The sequence below is a fragment of the Nonomuraea sp. NPDC050663 genome (assembly GCF_044456985.1).
Classification (GTDB): Bacteria; Actinomycetota; Actinomycetes; order Streptosporangiales; family Streptosporangiaceae; genus Nonomuraea.
This window is the reverse complement of sequence record NZ_JBITGL010000002.1, coordinates 238715-258830: the sequence shown is the minus strand read 5'-3', so window position 1 is coordinate 258830 and position 20116 is coordinate 238715. Positions and strand designations below refer to the sequence as shown.

Sequence of the window (20116 nt, the reverse complement as noted above, 5' to 3'; positions counted from 1 at the left end):
CCCGGTCGGCGTCGTCGCGGGTGCGGACGGTCCACAGGTGCTCGTCGGAGGCCAGCACCGAGGCGCCGTCCTGGCTGAAGAGCCGGTAGATCGGCTTCTCGCCCTGTGGGTAGACGCCGAGCACCGGAGTGGGCTCACCGTTCGACCCGATGACCAGGTCACCGACCTGAAGCTCCCCGATGGAGCGCCAGCCGTCGGGTGTGAGAACGCCCGTCCCCAGCGGCATCGCCCGGCCGCGCATGTACGCCAGGGGCGCGACCTCGATCGTGCCCGCCGCCATGAGCTTGGGGATCGACTCGGGGTCGAGCATGTCGTGCAGCGCGTCGTAGAGGGGACGCAGGTAGGGGTCGATCTTCTCGTAGAGGGTGCCGGGCAGGAAGCCCAGCCGCTCACCCGCCTCCACCGCGGGCCGGGTCAGGATGATCCGGTTGACCTTCTTGTCCTGCAGCGCGGAGACCGCCTTGGCCATGGCCAGGTAGGTCTTGCCGGTGCCGGCCGGGCCGATGCCGAAGACGATCGTGTGCTTGTCGATCGCGTCGACGTAGCGCTTCTGGTTGGCCGTCTTCGGCCGGATGGTCCGGCCGCGGGAGGACAGGATGTTGAGCGACAGCACCTCGGCGGGTCGCTCTGAGGCCATCTTGAGCATGGCGATGACGCGCTCGACGGCGTCGGCCGTCAGCTCACCGCCGCTGCGCAGCACCTCGACCAGCTCCTCGAAGAGGCGCACGACGGCGCCGCTCTCCTCGGGGGAGCCGGTGATGGTGATCTCGTTGCCCCGGACGTGGATGTCGGCGCGGAAGGCGCCCTCGATGACACGGAGCAGCTCATCCCGGGATCCCAGGAGGCTGACCATCGAGTATTCGTCGGGAATCAGCACCTTGGCCTGCGTGCGGGTCGGTGGCGCCGGTCTGCGGGATTCGTTTGGCTCGGACATGGGCAGGCCCGTCTGGCCTGTGCCTCCTCGGTCAGGTTCTTCTTCCCCCATGGTATCGAGGAGCTGGGGAAAGGTCGCGTGGGTTTCTAGCCGGGCGGCCAGGTCAGGCTTCGCCCGCCGAGAACATGCGCGTGCACGTGGAAGACCGTCTGACCGGCGTCGGCGCCGGTGTTGAAGACGATCCGGTAGCCGCCCTCGGAGACACCCTCCTGCTCGGCCACCGCGTGCGCGGCCTTGAGCACGTCGTCGGCCAGGCCGTCGCCGGCGCCGGCCAGCTCGACAGCGTTGGCGACGTGCGCCTTCGGGATGACCAGCACGTGCGTCGGGGCCTGCGGGTTGATGTCACGGAAGGCCAGCGCCCGGTCGCTCTCGTAGACGACGGTCGCGGGGATCTCCTTGGCCACGATCTTGCAGAACAGACAGTCGCTCACGACAAGACCTTATCGCCGTTGCCAATCGGTAATCGCTTTCGATGATCCCCGCGGTTAGGGTGGGTGTGCGAGACTTTCACCCGAACTTTCACCGACAAATAAGACGATTCATGGTCGGGCGAGGCCACCTGTCGAGGACACGACCGGGTCATGCACCCTAAGGAACCAGGAAAGCCGCTTGGACCAGATGAGCGTAAACCCTCTGGGAAGGCCGCGCGTCCCACTGATGTGACCACCGAAACCCTGCTGGCCGACAGGTCGTTGGGAGCGGTGCCCGTCGGTTGGGACGCCGACATGGCCGTGACCGCGCTCTACAGCGCACACTTTCGGTCATTAGTGCGTCTCGCTGTGTTGCTCGTGCGCGACATAGCGACCGCGGAGGAAGTCGTGCAGGATGCCTTCGTGGCCCTGCACGGGGCGTGGCGCCGCCTCCGTGACCCCGACAAGGCACTCGCCTACCTGCGACAATCCGTCGTCAACCGGTCCCGTTCCGTGCTGCGTCACCGCGCGGTCGTCGAGAAGTACGCACCCAAGGGCATGCCCGACGCGCCGAGCGCCGAGAACGGCGCCATCGGCGAGCTGGAGCGCTCAGCCGTCATCGAGGCCCTGCGTTCCCTGCCGGCCAGGCAGCGGGAGGCCCTGGTCCTGCGGTATTACGGGGACCTGTCAGAAGCTGAGATCGCCCATGCCATGGGCATCAGCAAGGGGGCGGTCAAGAGCCACACCGCACGTGGCATGGCCGCCCTGCGTTCCGTCCTGGAGAACCTCACATGAGCCACCTACGCCCCGACGAGCACGGCGACATTCTGCGCCGTGTCCTCCGCGCGGAGGCGGATCAGGTGGTTCCGTCTCCCGAAGGCCTCGAGATCATCCGCGACCGCATCGCGCGGCGCGGGGTCAGGAACCTGTTCTGGTGGCGCGCGGGTGCGGCGGGAGCGAGCGCCGTGCTGGTGGCCGCCTCCGTCGTCATGATCGTCCCCGAGTGGCGGGAGAGCGTCGTCACCACCGTGGTGAACTGGACCGACGACGTCAAACCCACTCCCAGCTCGGAGTCCACCTCCCGGCCCAAGCGCTCGGAGCGCACGCCGTCCGAGCAGAACCCGCCCCCGGTCAACTCCGTGGCCACGCCCGAGGTCGTCGCGCCCACGCAGCCCGTCAAGGCGCCGCAGACGGCCGGTTCGACCACCAAGCCGTCGTCTCCCTCTCCCAGCCCGACGCCGACGTGCCCGACGCAGGAGGAGGACAACGCCGACGACTGCCCGGAGGAGAGTCCGGACCCCACGCCCAGCGAGACCGTCGAGCCCGAGGCTTCGTGCCCGGTCGAGGAGTGCCCTCCAGAGGAGCCTCCCATGACGCCGGAGCCGAGCGAGTTCTACAGCCCCCTGGTGCAGCCGAGCGGCTGAGGCCAGGGGTCTACCAGCGTCCGGTGCGCGCGAGCAGCACCGACGCCGCCGCCACCCCCGCCGTCGAGGTCCTGAGCACCGTCGTGCCGAGAAGAGCGGGTATGGCCCCGGCCTGATCGGTGAAGGCCGCCAGCTCCTGCCCCGCGACGCCGCCCTCCGGCCCGACCACGAGCACGATGTCGCCCTCCGGGGGCAACTCCAGTGAGGCCAGCCGCATGTCGGCCTCCTCGTGCAGCACCACGGCCAGCGCCGCCTCGCGCAGCAGCTGCACGACCTGGGCCGTCGAGGCCTGCTCCGCCACCTCGGGAAGGTGGAAGCGCCGCGCCTGTTTGCCCGCCTCGCGCGCCGTGGCCCGCCACCTGCCCAGCGCCTTGGCCGCCCGATCGCCCTTCCACTGGGTGATGCTCCTGGCCGCCGCCCACGGCACGATCACGTCGACGCCGACCTCGGTCATCATCTCGACGGCCAGCTCGCCCCGGTCGCCCTTCGGCAGGCCCTGGACGACCACCAGGCGGGGGCCGGGCGGGGGCGTGTCGTAGGTCTTCAGCACGTCGAGCAGGAGGGAGTCCTTGCGCTCCTCGGCCACGACGCACTCGGCCACCGCGCCCGCGCCGTCGGTGAGGTCGATCCTCTCGCCCGCGCGCAGGCGCCGTACGGTCGCCGCGTGGCGGCCTTCCTGGCCGCCCAGGAGGATCTCGCTCTTACCGAACTCGGCCCGGTCGGCCAGGAAGACTGGAACGCTCACCGGGCCATCGTCCCACGCGCGGGATCAGCGGCCCGCGCGAGGCGTCAGCGTCCGTTGAACGCGTCGCGCAGGCGCGAGAAGAAGCCCTGCTGCCCCGGCGCGAACTTGCCGGGGGGCCGCTCCTCGCCGCGCGACTTGGCCAGCTCCCGCAGCAGTTCCTCCTGCGCGGGCTCCAGCCGCATCGGGGTCTCGACGTTCACGTGGATGAGCAGGTCGCCGCGCCCCGACTCCGACAGCCGCTGCACGCCGCGGCCGTACATGGTGATCACCTGTCCGGACTGCGTGCCTGGCCGTACGTCGACCTCCTCGGGACCGTCGAGGGTCTCGATGGTGAGCGAGGTGCCGAGCGCCGCCGCGGTCATCGGGATCTGGACGGTGCAGTGCAGGTCGTCGCCGCGGCGTTCGAAGATCTCGTGGGGCCGCTCGACGATCTCGAGGAACAGGTCGCCGGGAGGGCCGCCGCCGGGGCCGACCTCGCCCTCGCCGGCGAGCTGGATGTGGGTGCCGTCCTCGACGCCCGCGGGGATGCGGACCTTGATCGTACGGCGGGTGCGGACCCGGCCGTCGCCGGCGCACTCCTGGCACGGATGGCGGATGATGCTGCCGAATCCGGAGCACTGGGGGCACGGCCGCGAGGTCATGACCTGGCCCAGGAAGGAGCGGGTGACCTGCTGGATCTCGCCGCGCCCGTTGCACATGTCGCAGGTGTCGGGGTGGGTGCCGGGGGCGGTGCCCGCGCCGGAGCAGACCTCGCACACCACGGCGGTGTCGACGTGGAGCTCGCGGGTGGTGCCGAACGCCGACTCCTTCAGGTCGAGCTCGACCCGGATGGTGGCGTTGCGCCCGCGCCTGGCGCGCGAGCGGGGGCCGCGCGAGCCGCCGCCGGTGCCGAAGAAGGCGTCCATGATGTCGCTGAACGGGAAGCCGGCGCCGAAGCCGCCCGCGCCCGCCGCCGCGCCCTGGAAGGGGTCGGCGCCCAGGTCGTACATCTGGCGCTTGTTCGGGTCGGACAGGACCTCGTAGGCCTGCGTGATCTCCTTGAACCGCTCCTGGGTCGTGGGGTCCGGGTTCACGTCAGGGTGCAGCTCACGGGCAAGACGGCGGTAGGCCTTCTTGATCTCGTCCTGACTGGCGTCACGCCGTACCCCGAGGGTGGCGTAGTAGTCGCTGTTTGCCACTTATCGACCTCTTATGAAGCAGCCAGGATCTGGCTGACGTAGCGAGCCACGGCGCGCACGGCGCCCATCGTGACGGGATAGTCCATGCGGGTGGGGCCGAGAACGCCCAGCCGGGCGAGCTGCCTGTCGCCTGAACCATAGCCGGTAGCCACGATGGATGTGCCGCGGAGGCCGCTGTAGGGGTTTTCTGATCCGATGCGCACGGTCAGCGCCGCGGGCGTGTCGGGCGATGTCTCGCCGAGCAGCCGCATGAGCACGACCTGTTCTTCGAGGGCCTCCAGCACGTCGCGCAGCCCGCTGCTGAAGTCGGCGCCCGCCAGGTTGGCCGCACCGGCGAAGACGATCTTCTCGTCATGCCGTTCGACCAGGGTCTCCAGGAGGACGGAGAGGATGGTGGCCGCCATGGGCCGGTCTTCGACGGGGACCCGCTCGGGCAGGTCGGCCACCAGCTCGGGGACGCTGGCCAGACCGCATCCGTCGAGACAGGCGTTGAGCACGGCGCGCAGGTGCGCGATCCGCGCGTCGTCGGCGACCTCGTGCAGCTCGATGACCCGCTGCTCGACCCGGCCGGTGTTGGTGATGAGCACCAGCATGACCCGGCGCTCGCTCAACGGCACCAGCTCGACGTGGCGGACCGTGGAACGGGTCAGGGTGGGGTACTGCACCACGGCGACCTGCCTGGTCAGCTGCGCGAGCAGCCGCACGGTGCGGGTGACCACGTCGTCGAGGTCGACCGCCCCCACCAGGAAGGTCTCGATGGCCCGGCGCTCGGCCGACGACAGCGGCTTGACCTGCGAGAGCCGGTCGACGAAGAGCCGGTAGCCCTTGTCGGTCGGCACCCGGCCCGCGCTGGTGTGGGGCTGGGCGATGTAGCCCTGCTCCTCCAGCACCGCCATGTCGTTGCGGATCGTGGCCGGGGAGACGTTGAGGTTGTGACGCTCGGCCAGCGCCTTGGAGCCCACCGGTTCGTTGGTGGACACGTAATCTTCGACTATGGCGCGGAGCACTGCGAGCTTCCTGTCGTCGAGCACGTGCTCACCTCCTGTGTTGCTCTTCGGAAAACGTCAGATCTGGCACTCTGTGTTCCCGAGTGCCAAGTGTACGGCTCTCGCCTGCAAGGTGCGATAACCCGAGGTGGCGGACGATCGGCGGGGAGGTCAGACTGCTGACTATGACAGCCGACTCCCCGACCCCGCCCGACGACCCGACCAGGCGCGTGTCCAGGGACGATCTGCCCCCTGCTCCCCCGCCCTGGCAGCAGCCCGGCCCGTATTCCCCACCGCCTCAGGGGCTGCCCCAGTACGCGCAACAGCCGCCTTCCTACCCCTATCCGCCGACCCAGTACGGCCCGCCGCAGCAGTGGGCGCAGCAGCCGCCGCCTCCCGCGCCCAGGATCCGCCCGTCGTTGTGGTGGGTGGGCGGCGCGTGGGCGATCGCCGTCGTCTGCGCGGCCGTCGGGGTGGGCCTGTTCTTCTCCGGCGTGGTCAGCGGCATCACCAACGCGGCGCCGAGCCGTACCTTCGTCGCCGGCGAGACCGCCACCGTCCGCCTCGACCCGGCGCAGGAGGCGGTGCTGTATTACAGCGGGCCCAGCACCGACTACTCCTGCAAGAGCCTCGGCGAGGCCAGGCTGGAGCGGGCCGGCGGCTCGCAGACCATCACCGTCAACGGGCTGACCTGGGAGCGCCTGGGCACGATCACCGTGCCGTCGGCGGGCGACTACCAGTTCCAGTGCACCGCCGGCCAGGAACAGAGCGCCGCCCGGTTCGGCATCGGCGCTCCGCTGGCGGGTGTCGTGTCGGGGACCGGCGTGATGCTGATCCTGTGCGGCGCGGGCCTGGCCGTCGGCCTCGCCACCACGATCTTGGTGGTCGTACGGCGGCGCGCCGCGCGCAGGCGTTTGCTACCGTCCCGGATGTGAGTCGCTACGACGGAGACGTGCTCGCGGGAAACTGGCGCCGGCCGATGAAGGGCAAGATCCCCCAGGTTCCCGCCGAGCTCGACCTGGTGGTCGAAGACGCCGAGAGCGGGTTCTGCGGTGCGATCGTGGCCTGCGACAAGGAGGCCGTCACGCTCGAAGACCGCTTCGGCAAACGCCGGCTCTTCCCGCTGGCGCCCGCGGCCTTCCTGCTGGAGGGCAAGACCGTGACACTGGTCCGCCCCGCCGCGCAGCCGCAGAAGGGGGCGCTGCGCAGCGCGTCCGGGTCCATCGCCGTCGAGGGGCTGCGGGCGCGGGTCGCGCGCGAGAGCCGCATCTACGTCGAAGGCGTGCACGACGCGGCGCTCGTGGAGAAGATCTGGGGCCACGACCTGCGCGTCGAAGGCGTCGTGGTCGAGTACCTGGAAGGCGTCGACGACCTGCCCGCGATCGTCGAGGAGTTCGAGCCCGGGCCGGAGCGGCGCCTCGGGGTGCTCGTCGACCACCTGGTGGCCGGCTCGAAGGAGAGCCGGATCGCCGCCCAGGTCACCTCGCCGCACGTGCTGGTGGTCGGGCATCCGTTCGTCGACATCTGGCAGGCGGTCAAGCCCTCGGTGCTGCGCATCCCCGCCTGGCCCGTCGTGCCGCGCGGGGTGCCGTGGAAGGAAGGCGTCATCGCGGCGCTGGGCTGGCGCATGGAGCCGGCCGACGCGTGGAGGCGCATCCTCGGCAGCGTGTCGACGTTCGCGGACCTGGAGCCCGAACTGCTGGGCCGGGTGGAGGAGCTCATCGACTTCGTGACTAATCCCGGTGAGTCCGACTAGCCTCGTTTCATGAGTCAGCCCTCGGACGACGACGCCACCCGGCGCATCCCGAACTCCGACCCTCAGCCCGAGCAGGGCTACCCGCCGCCCCCGCCCGGCTCGGGCCCGCAGCAGGGGTACGGCTACGGCCAGCCGCCTTCGGCCCCGCCCGCGTACCAGCAGCCTGGCTACCAGCAGCCTGGCTACCAGCAGCCTGGCTACCCGTCCGGGTCGCAGCCTGGCCACCAGCAGCCCGGGTACGGTTACGGCCAGCCGCCGTCGATGCCCGCCGGCTACCAGCAGCCCGGATATCAGCAACCCGGCTACCAGCAACCCGGGTACCCTCAGCCGGGCTACCAGCAGCCCGGCCACCCCCAGGGCTACCAGCAGCCAGGACACTACGCCGCGCAGCCGCACGTCCCCGGCCGCTACGGCCCGCGTCCCGGCACCGACGACACCTCGATGGCGATGCTGGCGCACCTCCTGGGCATCTTCACCGGCTTCATCGGCCCGCTGATCATCTACTTCATCAAGAAGGACCAGTCGCCCTACGTGCGCGACCAGTCGGCCGAGGCGCTGAACTTCCAGATCACGTTCTTCATCGCCTACATGATCAGCTGGGTGCTGATGTTCGTGCTGATCGGCTTCGTGCTGATCGTCGTGGTCTGGATCGGGGCGCTGATCTTCGAGATCATGGCGGCGATGGCGGCGAACCGGGGCGAGAACTACCGCTACCCGTTCGCGATCCGGATGGTCAGCTGACCGCTCAGCGGGCCCTCTCCTCCGGCGTCGGGCGGTCGTCGACGACGATCGACGTCTCGCCCTCGGGCAGAGCCCGGCGCCGGTGTCAGGCCAGGTCGCGGATCAGGGCGTCGGCCAGGAGGCGGCCGCGCAGCGTGAGCACCATGCGCCCCCGCTTGAACGCCTCCGTCTCCAGCAGCCCGTCGGCCAGCGCGCTCGCGACAGCCGTACGCACCGAGGGCTTGACGTCGGCCAGCGGGTATCCCGTGTCGAGGCGCAGCTCCAGCATGAGCCGCTCCACCTCGCGGTCGTCGCCCGACAATTCCTCGCGGGCGTGCGCGGGCGAGGAGCCCTCGGCCAGCCGCCTGGCGTAGGCGGCCGGATGCTTGACGTTCCACCAGCGGGTGCCGCCGACGTGGCTGTGCGCGCCGGGGCCGACGCCCCACCAGTCGCCGCCCGTCCAGTAGAGCAGGTTGTGCGCACACCGCGCCTCCTGCGAGGTCGCCCAGTTGGACACCTCGTACCAGGTGAACCCGGCCTGGCTCAGCAGCTCGTCGGCCATCAGGTAGCGGTCGGCGGCCGCGTCGTCGTCGGGCATGGGCAGCTCGCCGCGCTTGATGCGGGCCGCCAGCCGCGTGCCCTCCTCGACGATCAGGGCGTAGGCCGAGACGTGGTCGGGCGCGGCGGCGATCGCCGCCTCCAGCGAGGCGCGCCAGTCGTCGTCGGACTCGCCGGGCGTGCTGTAGATCAGGTCCAGGTTGACGTGCTCGAACCCGGCCTCGTGGGCTTCCCGTACGGCTTGCGCGGCACGTCCGGGGGTGTGGTGGCGGTCGAGGACCTTCAGCACGTGCTCCCGCGCGCTCTGCATGCCGAAGCTGACCCGGTTGAAGCCCCGGCTCCTGAGCGTCTCGAGATAGGCGGGGTCGACCGACTCGGGATTGGCCTCCGTGGTCACCTCCGCGCCTGGCGCGATGCCGAACTCGGCGTCGATCGCGGCGAGGATCCTGCCCAGGTCGCCGGCGGGGAGCAGGGTGGGGGTGCCGCCGCCGAAGAAGATCGTGCTCACGGGCAGGTCGGCATCGCCCAGCACCTTGCGCGCCAGCCGTACCTCCTCGACGGCGGTGTCGGCGTAGTCGCGCTGGGAGGCGCCCGGTCCGAGCTCGGAGGCGGTGTAGGTGTTGAAGTCGCAGTAGCCGCAGCGGGTCACGCAGAACGGCACGTGGACGTAGAAGCCGAACGGGCGCTCGCCCAGGACGGCGAGCGCGCTCTCGGACAATTCGCCCGAAGCGGGGACCGGATCGCCGTCGGGAAGGGTGGAAGGCACGTCTTCCAGTGTGCCGCCTGCCATTGACTGCGAGATCCGCCCGTCCTACGATCCGGACAACTTATAGGAAAGTTTCCTATAAGTTCAGCCCCCCGGAGTCGCCCTGTGAAGAAGGTCGTCCTCGCCCTCTCCTCCCTCTTACTCGGCATGTCGATGCTGGCCGTGCCGGCCGAGGCCCATTCCGACTTCAAACGTGTCGCCTACTTCATCCAGTGGGGAATCTACGGCCGCAACTTCCACGTCAAGGACATGGAGGCCAGCGGAGCGGCCAGGAAGCTCACGCACATCAACTACGCGTTCGGATTCGTCAACGCCAACGCCGAGTGCTACTCGGCCGACGCGTGGGCCGACTGGCAGCGCCCCGTGCCCGCCGAGCAGAGCGTGGACGGCGTGGCCGACGAGCCCGGCCAGGCGCTCAACGGCAACATGAACCAGTTGCGCAAGCTGAAGGCCAAGCACCCCAACCTGAAGGCGCTCATCTCCCTTGGCGGCTGGACCGGCTCCGCGCACTTCTCCGACGCCGTGCTCACCCCCGAATCGCGCACCAAGCTCGCCAAGTCGTGCATCGACCTGTGGCTGCGCGGCAACCTGCCCGGCCTGCCCGAGGGCGCGGGCGCCGGAGTCTTCGACGGCATCGACCTCGACTGGGAATGGCCCGGCTACCCCGGCAACCCCGGCAACGTGATCAGGCCCGAAGACAAGCAGAACTTCACCGCGTTCGTCACCGAACTGCGCAGCCAGCTCGACGCCTACAAGCGCGGCCAGCTCCTGACGGCGTTCCTGCCCGCCGCCGAGCGCGTCATCGACGCCGGCTTCGAGGTGCGCAAGCTCTTCAAGCTGTTCGACTACGCCACCGTCCAGGGCTACGACCTGCACGGGCCGTGGGACAAGATCACCGGGCACCACGCCAACCTCTTCAACGACCGGCGCGACCCCAACGACATCCGCGAAAGCCTGCACTCCACCATCGGCTACTACCTGCAGCGCGGCGCACCCATCCGCAAGCTGGTCGCGGGCGTGCCCGCCTACGGCAAGGGCTGGACCGGCGTGACACCGGGACCGCGCGGCGACGGCGTCTACCAGCCCGCCACCGGCGCTGCGCCCGGCAAGTGGGAGGCGGGGTCGGAGGACTACAAGGACCTGCTGACCAAGCCCGGCAAGAGGTACCGCGACCTGCGGACCGGCGCGGTGTGGCTGTACGACGGCACGCAGTTCTGGTCCTACGACGACCCGACGACCGTCACCGAGAAGGCGCTGTACATCAGGGCCAGGGGGCTCGGCGGGTCGATGATGTGGTCGGTCGACCAGGACGACGCCAACGCCTCGCTCACCAGCGCCCTGTACAGGGTGCTGCGGTAGGGGTGAGCCGCCGGGGGACCTGGTAGTCGCAGGAGACCGGTGGCCGCGCACGGGCCTGCCCCCGCGCGCGGCCACCGCGTTCCCACGCCCCGCGCGGCCACCGCGTTCCCACGCCCCGCGTTCGACCACCCGGCCACCGCGACCGGGGCCTGGCCTGGCCTGGGCCTCGGGCCTGGCCTGAGCCTCCGCCCGTCCGCCACCCGCCCGCGCCCGTCCTTCGCGCCGTGAGCCACCCCAGCGCCGCGTCCCGCCTACCGGGCACGCATCGCGAACCGCCCGACACCACGCATCGCGGACCGCCCCGCCGCCTGCATGGCTGCCCGGTGCACCCGAGTCTTGGGCGCGCTTCAGACCCCGAGGACTCGCTTGGCCACCGCGTCCCACACCGGCGCGTGTCCCTCGAAGGCCAGGATCCGGCGCATCAGCTCCACGTCACCGTGATAGGCGCGGAACGACTCGGCCACGGTGACGCTGTCGTCGGGCCGGTGGACGAGCTCCACCTCGTCACCCACCCCCAGCTCACCCGTCTCGACCACGCTCAGGTACGCCCCGGTCCGCTCGGCGGCGGTGAAGCGCTTGACCCACCCCGGCTCGTCGAGCCAGTTGCGGAACACGACGCACGGCACCCGCGGCGACGACACCTCCAGCAGCGCGCTCCCCACGCGCCACCGCTCGCCCAGCTTCGCCCCGGCGAGGTCGACGCCTCTGGTGGTCAGGTTCTCGCCGAACTGCCCGTCGCGCAGCTCGCGCCCGAGCTCGCCCGCCCACCAGTCGTAGTCTTCCCGGGCATAGGAGTACACAGCCTGGCTGGGCCGGCCGTGAGCCGCCTGGTCGGCGCGCTCGTCGCCGGCCAGCCCGTTGGGCCGCACCTCGACTCGTCCGGAGACGGCCCGCTTGTCGATCGCGGTCCGCTTCATCTTCCCGGCCCACTCCGCGTCGACCGAGGTGCCGACGTTGACCGAAATAACGCGCATGCCAGGAACGCTAGCCCATGTCACGCCGTGTCTCGGTCTCAGGACCGGCCAGCTGTAACACCGACTCCAGGGCCTCACGGCGCGCCTGCTCGGGCGAGGCGCCCGCGCGCGCGAAGCACTCGGTCGCCACCTCCAGCACGACGCGCAGCACGGCCGAATCGGGGAAGGGCACGTTGACCAGCACGGTGCCGTCGGCCGAGACCTCCGCGGGCCGCAGGTGCGACCGCAGGATCCGCCTGGTCTCCTCGGCCATCGCCACGCCCAGGATGGCCGCCCGCTCGAACCGCTCCGCGGCGACACTCATGGAACACCACTCCCATCTCGCACATTCGTTCGAGAAGCAGAGTAGGCGGCGGCACCGACAGAATTCAGCGGTAGAGCTCCATAGGGCCGCCGAGATGGTGAATCGTCGCGTGCAGCCGCAGGCCGGCGCGCTCGGCCACCCGGCGAGACGGCAGGTTGCCGGGCCGGATCAGCGCCACCACGGGCGGCCCGCCGGCCTCGTTCCCGGCGATGGCCGCCCGCGCCGCCTCCAGGGCATAACCGTGGCCCCAGGCGGAAGGGCGGAAGCGGTAGTAGAGGTTGCGCACGGTCTCGCCGTCCAGCTCGGTCTGGCGCAGACCCGCGACACCGATCACCTGCGGGGCGTCGGGCAGGCGCACCATCCAGTAGCCCACGCCGTGCTCGCGCCAGTCGGCCAGCCAGCCGGCGAGCATCTGCCTGGTGGTGGCCAGGTCAGGGCTGGGACCGGCCGGGTTGAACCGGTTGGTCTCGGGATCGGCGTGGATCCCGTGGACGTCGTCCAGGTCGGAGATGGTCGGCCTGGACAGCGACAACCTCGCGGTTCGGAGGGTCATGGCGGCGAGTGTAGGGGCCGCCTCACCATCGCCGCGAAGCCACCCGTCGACGACAGATGGCGGCCGTGGCGGGGGCGGCCGTGGCGGGGGCGGCCGTGGCGGGGGCGGCCGTGGCGGGGGCGGCCGTGGCGGGGGCGGTGGCGGCTCTCAGATGCCCCGGGGCGGCGACCGAGCCCGAGCCGCCCCCGGAACTGTCGGTGGCCCTGGCTAAGGTCCCGCCCATGATGGAAAACGTACAAGGTCCCGTCCTCCGCCCCGGTGAAAGCGGCTACGACGGCGAGCGAAGCGGCTTCCAGACGTCCCACCGCCACCACCCCGACCTTGTCGTCGTCGCCGCCGACGCGGCCGACGTCCAGGCGGCCGTCGCGTATGCCGCCGCCCATGACCTGCCCGTGGCGGTCCAGGCGGCGGGCCACGGGCTGACCGTCGCCGCCGAGGAGGGCGTGCTGATCACCACCAGCCGCCTCGACGAGGTGACCGTCGACCCCGGCCGCCGCACGGCGCGCATCGGCGCGGGCGTGCGGTGGCGGCAGGTGATCGAGGCCGCCGCGCCGTACGGCCTGGCCCCGGTCTCGGGGAGCTTCCCCGACCTGGGCGCGGTGCCGTACACCCTGGGTGGCGGCCTGGGCCTGATGTCGCGCACGTACGGCTATGCGGCCGACCATGTCACCCGCATCGAGGCGGTCCTGGCCGACGGAGCCCCCGTGGCGCTCGCTCCCGGCGACGAGCTGTTCGCGGCGATGCTGGGCACGCGCGGCGCGTTCGGTGTCGTGACGGCGCTGGAGTTCTCCCTGGTCCCGGTCGAGCAGCTCTACGGAGGCGGGCTGCTCTTCGCGGCGAGCGAGGAGCTCGTCGAGGCGTATCTGGCGTGGACGGCCACGTTGCCCGACACGCTGACGTCGAGCCTGGCGCTCATCCCGACGCCCGACCGGCGGCTCGCGGCGGTCCGTGTGGCCTTCGCGGGTGACGCGGCCGAGGGCGAGCGGCTGGTCGCGCCGCTGCGCCAGGCGGGCAAGGTGCTCGACGACAGCCTGCGCATCATGCCCTACACCGAGTCGGGCACCATCGCGCAGGAGCCGTCCGATCCGCACGGCTACGCGGGCGGCGGCGTGTTCCTGGCCGATCTGCCTGCCGCCGCGATCGCCGACTCGCCCCACGTGGTGCAGGTTCGTCACCTCGGCGGCGCGCTGTCCAAGCCGGCGGCCAACGTGATGGGCCACCGCGACGCCGCCTTCCTCCTGCAGATCGTCGCGGGCGGCGCCTGGGAGGTGCCGCAGGGGCTGCGGCCGCTGGGCAGGTTCCTCAACTTCCAGTACGGCCCGGCCACCGCGGACGAGGTGCGCAGCGCCTTCGACCCGGCCGACTTCGACCGTCTGGTCCGGCTCAAGGCCGCGCACGATCCCGCTCACCGTTTCCGCTTCACCACCGCGATCCCGTCCATCTAGGGCCGGCCGTGTGTGTATTTGTCCCTGTACGGCAGGCGTCTCGAGGCATACAGCGGAGGCATGACTCGAGACGCCATGCAACACATCAACGAGCAGGACCAGGACACCCTCCAGCGGTTCGTCGACCGCCTGGAGGCCAGGGGCCGCGATCCCCGCTTCACCGCCTTCCGCGACGCGTACCTGGCCGAGCTCCCGCCCGAGGGTGAGGTGCTGGAGGTCGGCTGCGGCACCGGCGTGGTCGCCCGCGCGCTGGCGCGCAGCCCCGGCTACACGGTCACGGGGGTCGACCAGAGCCCGGTGCTCCTGGAGGCGGCCCGCCGGTTCGCGACGGCCGAGGGGCTGAAGGTCGACTTCCGCCGGGGGGACGCGCACACCCTGGACTTCCCGTCGGCGAGCTTCGACGTCGTCGTCGCGCACACGCTGATCAGCCACGTCGCCGACCCCGCGCAGGTGCTGCGCGAGGCGCGGCGGGTGGTGCGACCGGGTGGGCTGGTGGCGGTCTTCGACGGCGACTACGCCTCGCTGACGTTCGCCTGCGCCGATCACGCGCTGGGGCGGGCGATGGAGGAGGCGCTGCTGGCCGTGGTGGTCAGCCAGCCTCGTGTCATGCGCGACATGCCGGAGCTGCTGCGCGCGTGCGATCTGGAACTGGAGGGGGTGCACGGCCACCTGCTCACCGAGGTGGGGGCCGGCGGGTTCTTCCTCGGGCTGGCCGAGACGTTCTCGCCGCTGACGGTGCGGGAGGGGTTGATCTCCGACGACGAGCAGAGGGTGTGGCTGGAGGGGTTGAGGCGGGCCGGTGAGCGGGGGACGTTCTTCGCGGCTTGCGGGTATTACAGCTACGTCGGCAGGGCTGCGTGATCCTTGCCGCCTGCGCAAGAGCCAGCGGGCTGCGCCCGCCTACCCCGCTACCCCACCTACCCCGCCTGGCCGGGGTGGTCGAGGCCGGCGAGGGTGGGCAGGTCTGCGACGCTGGACAGCAGGTGGGTGTGGCGGGCGCGGCCGAGCGCGGTGGCGTCGAGGCCGCCGGTGAGCACGCCGACCACGTATCCGGCTCCGGCGTTCGTCCCCGCCTCCAGGTCGCGCGTGGTGTCCCCGGCGACGAGCACGCGAGACGTGCTCCGTACGCCGGTGAGCTCCATGGCCCTGAAGATCATGTACGGCGCGGGCCGCCCGGCGGCGACGTCGTCCACGCACACCACGGCGTCGAGCACGCCCTGGTCCCAGCCGAGGTGCTTCAGGAGGCCGGAGGTGACGTCGCGGTCGAAGCCGGTGGTCAGCGCCACCTTGACGCCGGCCTCCCGCAGCCGGGCCAGTGCCTCGGGGACGCCGGGGAGGGGGGTCGGCGGCTGCTCCCGGTAGAGGTGGTCGAGACGGGCGCGGAAGTCGGCGAAGGTGGCTTCGACGAGGGTGGCGCCGGCTCCCGGGAGTGTGAGCAGGGCGGCGATCGCCTCGCGCTTGTCCGCTCCCATCCACCGCTGGATGTCCCCCACGCCCGGCGCCCCGCCCGCGGCTCTGACGGCCTGTTCCAGCGCCACGTACACGGCCCCGTGTTCCTCCACGGTGGTGCCCGCGATGTCCAGCACGGCGAGGTCGATCATGATGTGCTCTCCTGGGTGTCCAGCGGGCTGCGCGCCAGTGCGGGGCGCCCTGCCTGCTGGGAGTTCTCGATGATGAAGGTGACCAGGTCCGGCCGGTAACGATCGTCCGAGCGCTCCATCGGCCGTCCCGAAGCGGTGGCGGTGATGCGCTGCTCGCGCAGCAGGGGCGCGCCCTGGGCGATGCCGAGCAGCGCCGCGTCCGCGGCGTCGGCGGCGACGGCGTCGATGACGTGCCTGGCCACGCTGAGGTCGACGCCCTGGCCGCTGAGGAAGGCGAAGATCGACCCCGAGTCGCATTCGTGGTCGAACAACATCCTGCCCACCTCCCACACGAAGGTGGTGCGCTCGATCATGGTGGGCGTGCCGTCGAGCAGCCGCAGGCGCAGGAGTTGCACGACGGGTTCGCCTTCTTCGAGCTCCAGCGCGTCGGCGACCTCGGCGCTGGCGGGCCGTCTGGCGATCTCGAGCGTGCGCTGGCCGGGGATCCGGCCGAGCCCTTCCGCCCAGCTGGAGAAGCTCAGGAACGTCTCGAAGGGTTGCGCGACGGCCCGGCTGCGGACGGTGGGGGGTTTGCCCCGGCCGCCGCCGATGAGTCCTTCGGCTCGCAGCGCCGCCAGCGCCTGGCGGACGGGCCCGCGTGAGGCGCCCCACTGTTCGCCCAGCTGGGATTCGGAGGGCACCAGCGAGCCGACGGCGAGCTCGCCGTTGGCGATGCGGCGGCGCAGGTCGGAGGCGATGCGTTCGTGCATGGGCCGGTCCATGTCAGTTGACAATACAGGTGAAACTCCAACGAAACGCAAGCAGACCAGGGCAAGGTTAACGCAAGGTGACATCTCCGAACATATGTTGACGATGCTTGCCGGACCGCGCCACCGTACTTGTCATGACAAGTTCTCCCCAGCCCGATGTGGTGATCGTGGGCGCCGGGATCGTGGGCCTGGCCCATGCCGTCGAGGCCGTGCGCCGCGGCCTGTCGGTCGTGGTGGTCGAGCGCGACGAACGCGCCGTGGGCGCCTCGGTCCGCAACTTCGGCCACGCCTGCGTCACCGCGATGTCCGGCCGGACGCTCGACTACGCGCTCAGGGCCCGCCAGACCTGGCTCGACCTGGCCAAGGAGGCCGGGTTGTGGCTGCGCGAGGCGGGGGCGGTCGTGGTGGCCAGGGCCGACGACGAGTACGCCGTGCTGGAGGAGTTCCGCCAGGCCCGCGGTGACCAGGTGGTCCTGCTCGACCGCCAGGACCTGAGGGTTCCGTCCGCCGGAGCCGTCGGCGGCGCCTGGTTCCCCCTGGACCTGCGGGTCGACCCGCGCCAGGCGGTCCAGGCCGTGGCCGCCTGGCTGGCCGATCAGGGGGTGCGTTTCCACTGGTCCACCACCGTGCACACGATCGAGCCCGGCCTGCTTGGCACCTCGCGCGGGGTGATCAGGGCGGGCAGGATCGTGGTCGCGGTCGGCCACGACGTGGACCGCCACTTCCCCGACCTGGCCGAGCGCCTGGAGTTGCGCCGCTGCGTGCTGCACATGCTGCGCGTGCGCGATCCGCACGGCCGCACGATCGAGCCGGCCGTGCTCAGCGGCTTCTCGATGCTGCGATACGCCGGGTTCGACGACTGCCCCACGCTGCCCGCCGTACGGGCCAGGCTCGGGGCCGAGCACCCGGAGCTCATCGAGGCCGGGCTCAACCTCATGCTCACCCAGCGCCCCGACGGCGACCTGACCATCGGCGACACCCACGCCTACGCGGTCACCCACGAGCCCTTCCAGCCGGAGGAACTGGACACGCTCGTCCTGGAGCAGACCGCGCGGCTGCTCGGCAGCGGCCCGCTGGCCGTACGCGAACGCTGGCTGGGGGTCTACGCCTCGGGGCGCGAGCCGTTCCTCACCGAGTTCCCGCTGCCGGGGGTGGCCGTCGTCGCCGTGACCTCCGGCGTCGGCATGACCACCTCCTTCGGCCTCGCGCCGCACGTCCTCGACACCCTTCTCGCCTGAAAGGCACCCCGATGCGCTCCCGACTCCTGGCCCTGGCCGCCGCCGCGGCCCTCGCCCTGACCGCCTGCGGCACCGAGGCCGGCAACACCGCCGGCACCGGCGCCCAGGCCGGCGCCACCTGCCCCAACGGCGAGATCCGCTTCGGCATCGAGCCGTACGAGGACCCCGCCAAGCTCAAGCCCGCCTACCAGGTGCTCGCCGACGCCCTGAGCAAGCAGCTGAACTGCCCGGTCGAGCTGACCGTCGTGGAGGACTACTCCGCGGAGGTCCTGGCCATGCGCAACGGCCAGCTGGAGCTGGCCCAGTTCGGCCCGCTCGGCTTCGTGTTCGCCAGCGAGAAGGCCGGGGCCCTGCCGCTCGTCTCGTTCGCCGACGCCAAGGGCGCGCTCACCACCTACACCGCGGGCATCTGGGTGCCGGCTGACTCCCCGATCAAGGCCATCGGCGACCTCAAGGGCAAGGCGCTGGCGTTGTCGAGCCCCGGTTCGACCTCGGGCGACGCGCTGCCGCGCTTCGCGCTCAAGCAGGCCGGGCTGGCCGAGTCCGATCTCAAGCTCGACTACGCGGGCGGTCATCCCGAGGCGCTGCTGGCGCTGGCCAACGGCAAGGTCGAGGCCGCCGAGATCAACAGCCAGCAGCTGGCGACCGCGACGGCGGAGGGCAGCTTCGACCCGGCCAAGTTCCGGCAGATCTGGACCTCCGACCCCATCCCGAACGACCCGATCACCGTCTCGGGCAAGGCCTCCCCCGCCTTCCGCGAGGCCGTCTCCCAGGCCCTGCTGCGTCTCAAGCCCGAGGACATCGCCAAGGTCGGCGCCTTCCTCGACGTCAGCCCGCCCGGACCGCTCGTCGCGGTCACCAAGGAGACCTACCAGCCGCTGTTCGACCTGGCCGCCGCGCTGGGCCTGACGGAGAAGGACGTATGAGCCTGCGGATCAGGGGGCTGCGCAAGGCGTACGGCGGGCGGACCGTTCTCGACGGGTTCGACCTGGACGTGGCCCCCGGCGAGTTCGTGGTCCTGCTCGGCGCCAACGGCTCGGGCAAGTCCACGGCGCTGCGCTGCGTCGTCGGCCTGGAGCAGGCCGACGACGGCACGATCGAGACCGGCTCGCGCGCCGCGATGGTCTTCCAGCAGATCCACCTGGTGCCGCGCCGTACCGTGATCGACAACGTGAGTGCCGGGGCGCTCGGGCGGCTGCCGCTGCGCCGGTCGCTGCATCCCCTGCTCTTCCCGCGCGAGCTGCGCGAGGAGGCCATGGCCTGCCTGGACCGGGTCGGGCTGGCCGACCGGGCCGCCGATCGGGCCGGGAGGCTGTCGGGCGGCCAGCAGCAGCGGGTCGCCATCGCCCGCGCGTTGTGCCAGCGCGCCTCGGTGCTGCTGGCCGACGAGCCGGTGTCGGCGCTGGACCCGTCGGCGGCCGAGCAGGTGGTGACCCTCCTGGCCGGCCTGGCCAGGACGGGCGGCCTCGCCGTCGCGGCGGTGCTGCACCAGCCGGGCCTGGCCGTACGGCACGCGGACCGCATCGTGGGCCTGCGCGCCGGACGGGTCACGCTGGACGAACCCGCGGCCGGGCTGAACCCCTCCGACCTCGACGTCCTGTACGGCGAGCAGGAGGCGGCCGCATGACGCTCACCCCTCCCCGGCGGCGCCCCGTCACCCTGGTCACCGGCACCGTCACCGTGGCGCTGGTCGCCGTGCACGTGCTGGCCTGGCAGGCGACCGAGTTCTCCCCCGCCGCCCTGGTCCAGGGCTGGGCGGGCATGGCCGACTTCCTGGGTCAGGCGCTGCCGCCCGACCTGTCGGGCGAGGTGCTCGGCGCGGCGGTGGAGGCGGCCCTGGTCACCCTCTACATCGGCCTGCTCGGCACGACCCTGTCCGTGCCGTCGGCGCTGGTGCTGGCCGTCCTGGCCGCCCGCACCACGACCTCGGGCGGCTGGGTCTACCAGGCGGCGCGGACCGTGTTGTCGTTCCTGCGTGCGGTGCCCGACGTGGTGTTCGCCCTGGTCTTCGTGACCGCGGTGGGGCTGGGACCGTTCGCGGGCGTGCTGGCGCTGATCTTCCACAACACCGGCGTCATGGGCAAGCTGTGGGCCGAGGCCATGGAGGAGATCGACCTGGGCCCGCGTGACGCGCTGCGCACCAACGGCGCCTCCCGCGTGCAGGTGGCGGCGCACGCGGTGCTGCCCGCCGCCCTGCCGCAGTGTCTGGGTCTGCTGCTCTACCGCCTCGACGTCAACGTGCGCTCGTCGCTGGTGCTCGGCCTGGTCGGCGCGGGCGGCATCGGCTTCCTCATCAACCAGTCGATCAAGCTCTTCAGGTTCGACGAGATGGTCACCCACCTGCTGGTGGTGCTGGTGCTGGTGGTCGCCGTGGACCAGCTTTCGGCGCTGGTCCGGCGGCGCATCGGAGCGTGAG

At 71.5% G+C, this 20116-nt stretch carries 23 protein-coding genes and 1 pseudogene; 12 read left to right on the top strand and 12 right to left on the bottom strand.

Going from position 1 to position 20116, the window contains the following annotated elements; genetic code table 11:
* Positions 1-223 precede the first annotated feature (223 nt).
* Both ACIBH1_RS05840 and ACIBH1_RS05835 read right to left on the bottom strand, forming a co-directional pair.
* A pseudogene (locus tag ACIBH1_RS05840) lies at positions 224-934 on the bottom strand (PhoH family protein); the annotation flags it as partial.
* An 86-nt stretch (positions 935-1020) separates the two neighbouring features.
* Entirely contained in the window at positions 1021-1365 is a 345-nt protein-coding gene (locus ACIBH1_RS05835) for a histidine triad nucleotide-binding protein (protein ID WP_397312437.1), read from the bottom strand.
* Positions 1366-1659: 294 nt separating this feature from the next.
* Between ACIBH1_RS05835 and ACIBH1_RS05830 the strand changes: the two genes are divergently transcribed.
* Positions 1660-2139: a SigE family RNA polymerase sigma factor gene (locus tag ACIBH1_RS05830; RefSeq protein WP_181608901.1), complete on the top strand. Its 480-nt coding sequence runs from the start codon at positions 1660-1662 to the stop codon at positions 2137-2139.
* The gene (locus ACIBH1_RS05825) at positions 2136-2768 is read left to right on the top strand and encodes a hypothetical protein (protein WP_397312436.1); all 633 of its coding nucleotides are present in this window, start codon (positions 2136-2138) and stop codon (positions 2766-2768) included. Before ACIBH1_RS05830 ends, ACIBH1_RS05825 begins: the two co-directional genes overlap by 4 nt.
* Positions 2769-2778: 10 nt before the next feature.
* Here ACIBH1_RS05825 and ACIBH1_RS05820 read toward each other — a convergent pair whose 3' ends face one another.
* The 3 genes from ACIBH1_RS05820 to hrcA are packed head-to-tail and all read right to left on the bottom strand — an operon-like array spanning position 2779 to position 5722.
* Positions 2779-3513: a 16S rRNA (uracil(1498)-N(3))-methyltransferase gene (locus ACIBH1_RS05820; RefSeq protein ID WP_397312435.1), complete on the bottom strand. Its 735-nt coding sequence runs from the start codon at positions 3511-3513 to the stop codon at positions 2779-2781.
* Positions 3514-3557: 44 nt separating this feature from the next.
* On the bottom strand, positions 3558-4691 hold the full coding sequence (dnaJ, locus tag ACIBH1_RS05815; protein ID WP_397312434.1) for a molecular chaperone DnaJ: 1134 nt from the start codon (positions 4689-4691) through the stop codon (positions 3558-3560).
* Between the two features lie 11 nt (positions 4692-4702).
* Positions 4703-5722 (bottom strand): heat-inducible transcriptional repressor HrcA, encoded by a 1020-nt coding sequence (hrcA, locus tag ACIBH1_RS05810; RefSeq protein ID WP_397312433.1) that lies wholly within the window; start codon positions 5720-5722, stop codon positions 4703-4705.
* Positions 5723-5862: 140 nt separating this feature from the next.
* Between hrcA and ACIBH1_RS05805 the strand changes: the two genes are divergently transcribed.
* From ACIBH1_RS05805 to ACIBH1_RS05795, 3 genes are read left to right on the top strand one after another with little or no spacing between them, the layout of a single operon-like run.
* Entirely contained in the window at positions 5863-6612 is a 750-nt protein-coding gene (locus ACIBH1_RS05805; protein ID WP_397312432.1) for a hypothetical protein, read from the top strand.
* Between the two features lie 44 nt (positions 6613-6656).
* The gene (locus ACIBH1_RS05800; RefSeq protein ID WP_397313085.1) at positions 6657-7433 is read left to right on the top strand and encodes a DUF3097 domain-containing protein; all 777 of its coding nucleotides are present in this window, start codon (positions 6657-6659) and stop codon (positions 7431-7433) included.
* Between the two features lie 9 nt (positions 7434-7442).
* Complete coding sequence (locus ACIBH1_RS05795) at positions 7443-8174, top strand: DUF4870 domain-containing protein (protein WP_397312431.1); 732 nt, start codon at positions 7443-7445, stop codon at positions 8172-8174.
* A gap of 85 nt (positions 8175-8259) precedes the next feature.
* Here ACIBH1_RS05795 and hemW read toward each other — a convergent pair whose 3' ends face one another.
* Positions 8260-9477 carry a radical SAM family heme chaperone HemW gene (hemW, locus tag ACIBH1_RS05790; protein WP_397312430.1) on the bottom strand — a complete coding sequence of 406 codons (1218 nt, stop codon included), beginning with the start codon at positions 9475-9477 and terminating at the stop codon, positions 8260-8262.
* A 105-nt stretch (positions 9478-9582) separates the two neighbouring features.
* On the opposite strand from hemW, the gene ACIBH1_RS05785 reads away from it, so the two are divergent.
* Entirely contained in the window at positions 9583-10836 is a 1254-nt protein-coding gene (locus tag ACIBH1_RS05785; RefSeq protein ID WP_397312429.1) for a glycoside hydrolase family 18 protein, read from the top strand.
* Between the two features lie 347 nt (positions 10837-11183).
* Here the strand turns inward: ACIBH1_RS05785 and ACIBH1_RS05780 are convergent, their stop codons facing one another.
* The 4 genes from ACIBH1_RS05780 to ACIBH1_RS05765 form a co-directional block, all read right to left on the bottom strand.
* On the bottom strand, positions 11184-11810 hold the full coding sequence (locus ACIBH1_RS05780; RefSeq protein ID WP_397312428.1) for an MOSC domain-containing protein: 627 nt from the start codon (positions 11808-11810) through the stop codon (positions 11184-11186).
* A gap of 10 nt (positions 11811-11820) precedes the next feature.
* A complete protein-coding gene (locus ACIBH1_RS05775; RefSeq protein ID WP_397312427.1) occupies positions 11821-12114 on the bottom strand; it encodes a hypothetical protein in 294 nt (97 codons plus the stop codon).
* Between the two features lie 64 nt (positions 12115-12178).
* Positions 12179-12667: a GNAT family N-acetyltransferase gene (locus ACIBH1_RS05770; protein WP_397312426.1), complete on the bottom strand. Its 489-nt coding sequence runs from the start codon at positions 12665-12667 to the stop codon at positions 12179-12181.
* Between the two features lie 22 nt (positions 12668-12689).
* Positions 12690-12890 (bottom strand): hypothetical protein, encoded by a 201-nt coding sequence (locus ACIBH1_RS05765; RefSeq protein WP_397312425.1) that lies wholly within the window; start codon positions 12888-12890, stop codon positions 12690-12692.
* On the opposite strand from ACIBH1_RS05765, the gene ACIBH1_RS05760 reads away from it, so the two are divergent.
* Positions 12889-14112, top strand: coding sequence for an FAD-binding oxidoreductase (locus ACIBH1_RS05760; protein WP_397312424.1), 1224 nt, complete (start codon positions 12889-12891; stop codon positions 14110-14112). The genes ACIBH1_RS05765 and ACIBH1_RS05760 overlap by 2 nt on opposite strands.
* Before the next feature lie 60 nt (positions 14113-14172).
* Positions 14173-14973, top strand: a complete 801-nt coding sequence (locus ACIBH1_RS05755; protein WP_397312423.1) for a methyltransferase domain-containing protein — start codon at positions 14173-14175, stop codon at positions 14971-14973.
* A 56-nt stretch (positions 14974-15029) separates the two neighbouring features.
* On the opposite strand, the gene ACIBH1_RS05750 is transcribed toward ACIBH1_RS05755, so the two are convergent.
* Together ACIBH1_RS05750 and ACIBH1_RS05745 are read right to left on the bottom strand one after the other, a co-directional pair.
* Positions 15030-15713 (bottom strand): phosphonatase-like hydrolase, encoded by a 684-nt coding sequence (locus tag ACIBH1_RS05750; RefSeq protein ID WP_397312422.1) that lies wholly within the window; start codon positions 15711-15713, stop codon positions 15030-15032.
* Positions 15710-16462 (bottom strand): GntR family transcriptional regulator, encoded by a 753-nt coding sequence (locus ACIBH1_RS05745; RefSeq protein WP_397312421.1) that lies wholly within the window; start codon positions 16460-16462, stop codon positions 15710-15712. Before ACIBH1_RS05745 ends, ACIBH1_RS05750 begins: the two co-directional genes overlap by 4 nt.
* Positions 16463-16596: 134 nt before the next feature.
* Between ACIBH1_RS05745 and ACIBH1_RS05740 the strand changes: the two genes are divergently transcribed.
* The 4 genes from ACIBH1_RS05740 to phnE are packed head-to-tail and all read left to right on the top strand — an operon-like array spanning position 16597 to position 20115.
* Positions 16597-17700, top strand: a complete 1104-nt coding sequence (locus ACIBH1_RS05740) for a TIGR03364 family FAD-dependent oxidoreductase (protein ID WP_397312420.1) — start codon at positions 16597-16599, stop codon at positions 17698-17700.
* Positions 17701-17711: 11 nt separating this feature from the next.
* Positions 17712-18626, top strand: a complete 915-nt coding sequence (locus ACIBH1_RS05735; protein ID WP_397312419.1) for a phosphate/phosphite/phosphonate ABC transporter substrate-binding protein — start codon at positions 17712-17714, stop codon at positions 18624-18626.
* Positions 18623-19327 (top strand): phosphonate ABC transporter ATP-binding protein, encoded by a 705-nt coding sequence (locus tag ACIBH1_RS05730; RefSeq protein ID WP_397312418.1) that lies wholly within the window; start codon positions 18623-18625, stop codon positions 19325-19327. The genes ACIBH1_RS05735 and ACIBH1_RS05730 overlap by 4 nt, the downstream gene beginning before the upstream one ends.
* Positions 19324-20115 carry a phosphonate ABC transporter, permease protein PhnE gene (gene phnE / locus ACIBH1_RS05725; RefSeq protein WP_397312417.1) on the top strand — a complete coding sequence of 264 codons (792 nt, stop codon included), beginning with the start codon at positions 19324-19326 and terminating at the stop codon, positions 20113-20115. Before ACIBH1_RS05730 ends, phnE begins: the two co-directional genes overlap by 4 nt.
* The last annotated feature ends 1 nt before the right edge of the window (position 20116 follow it).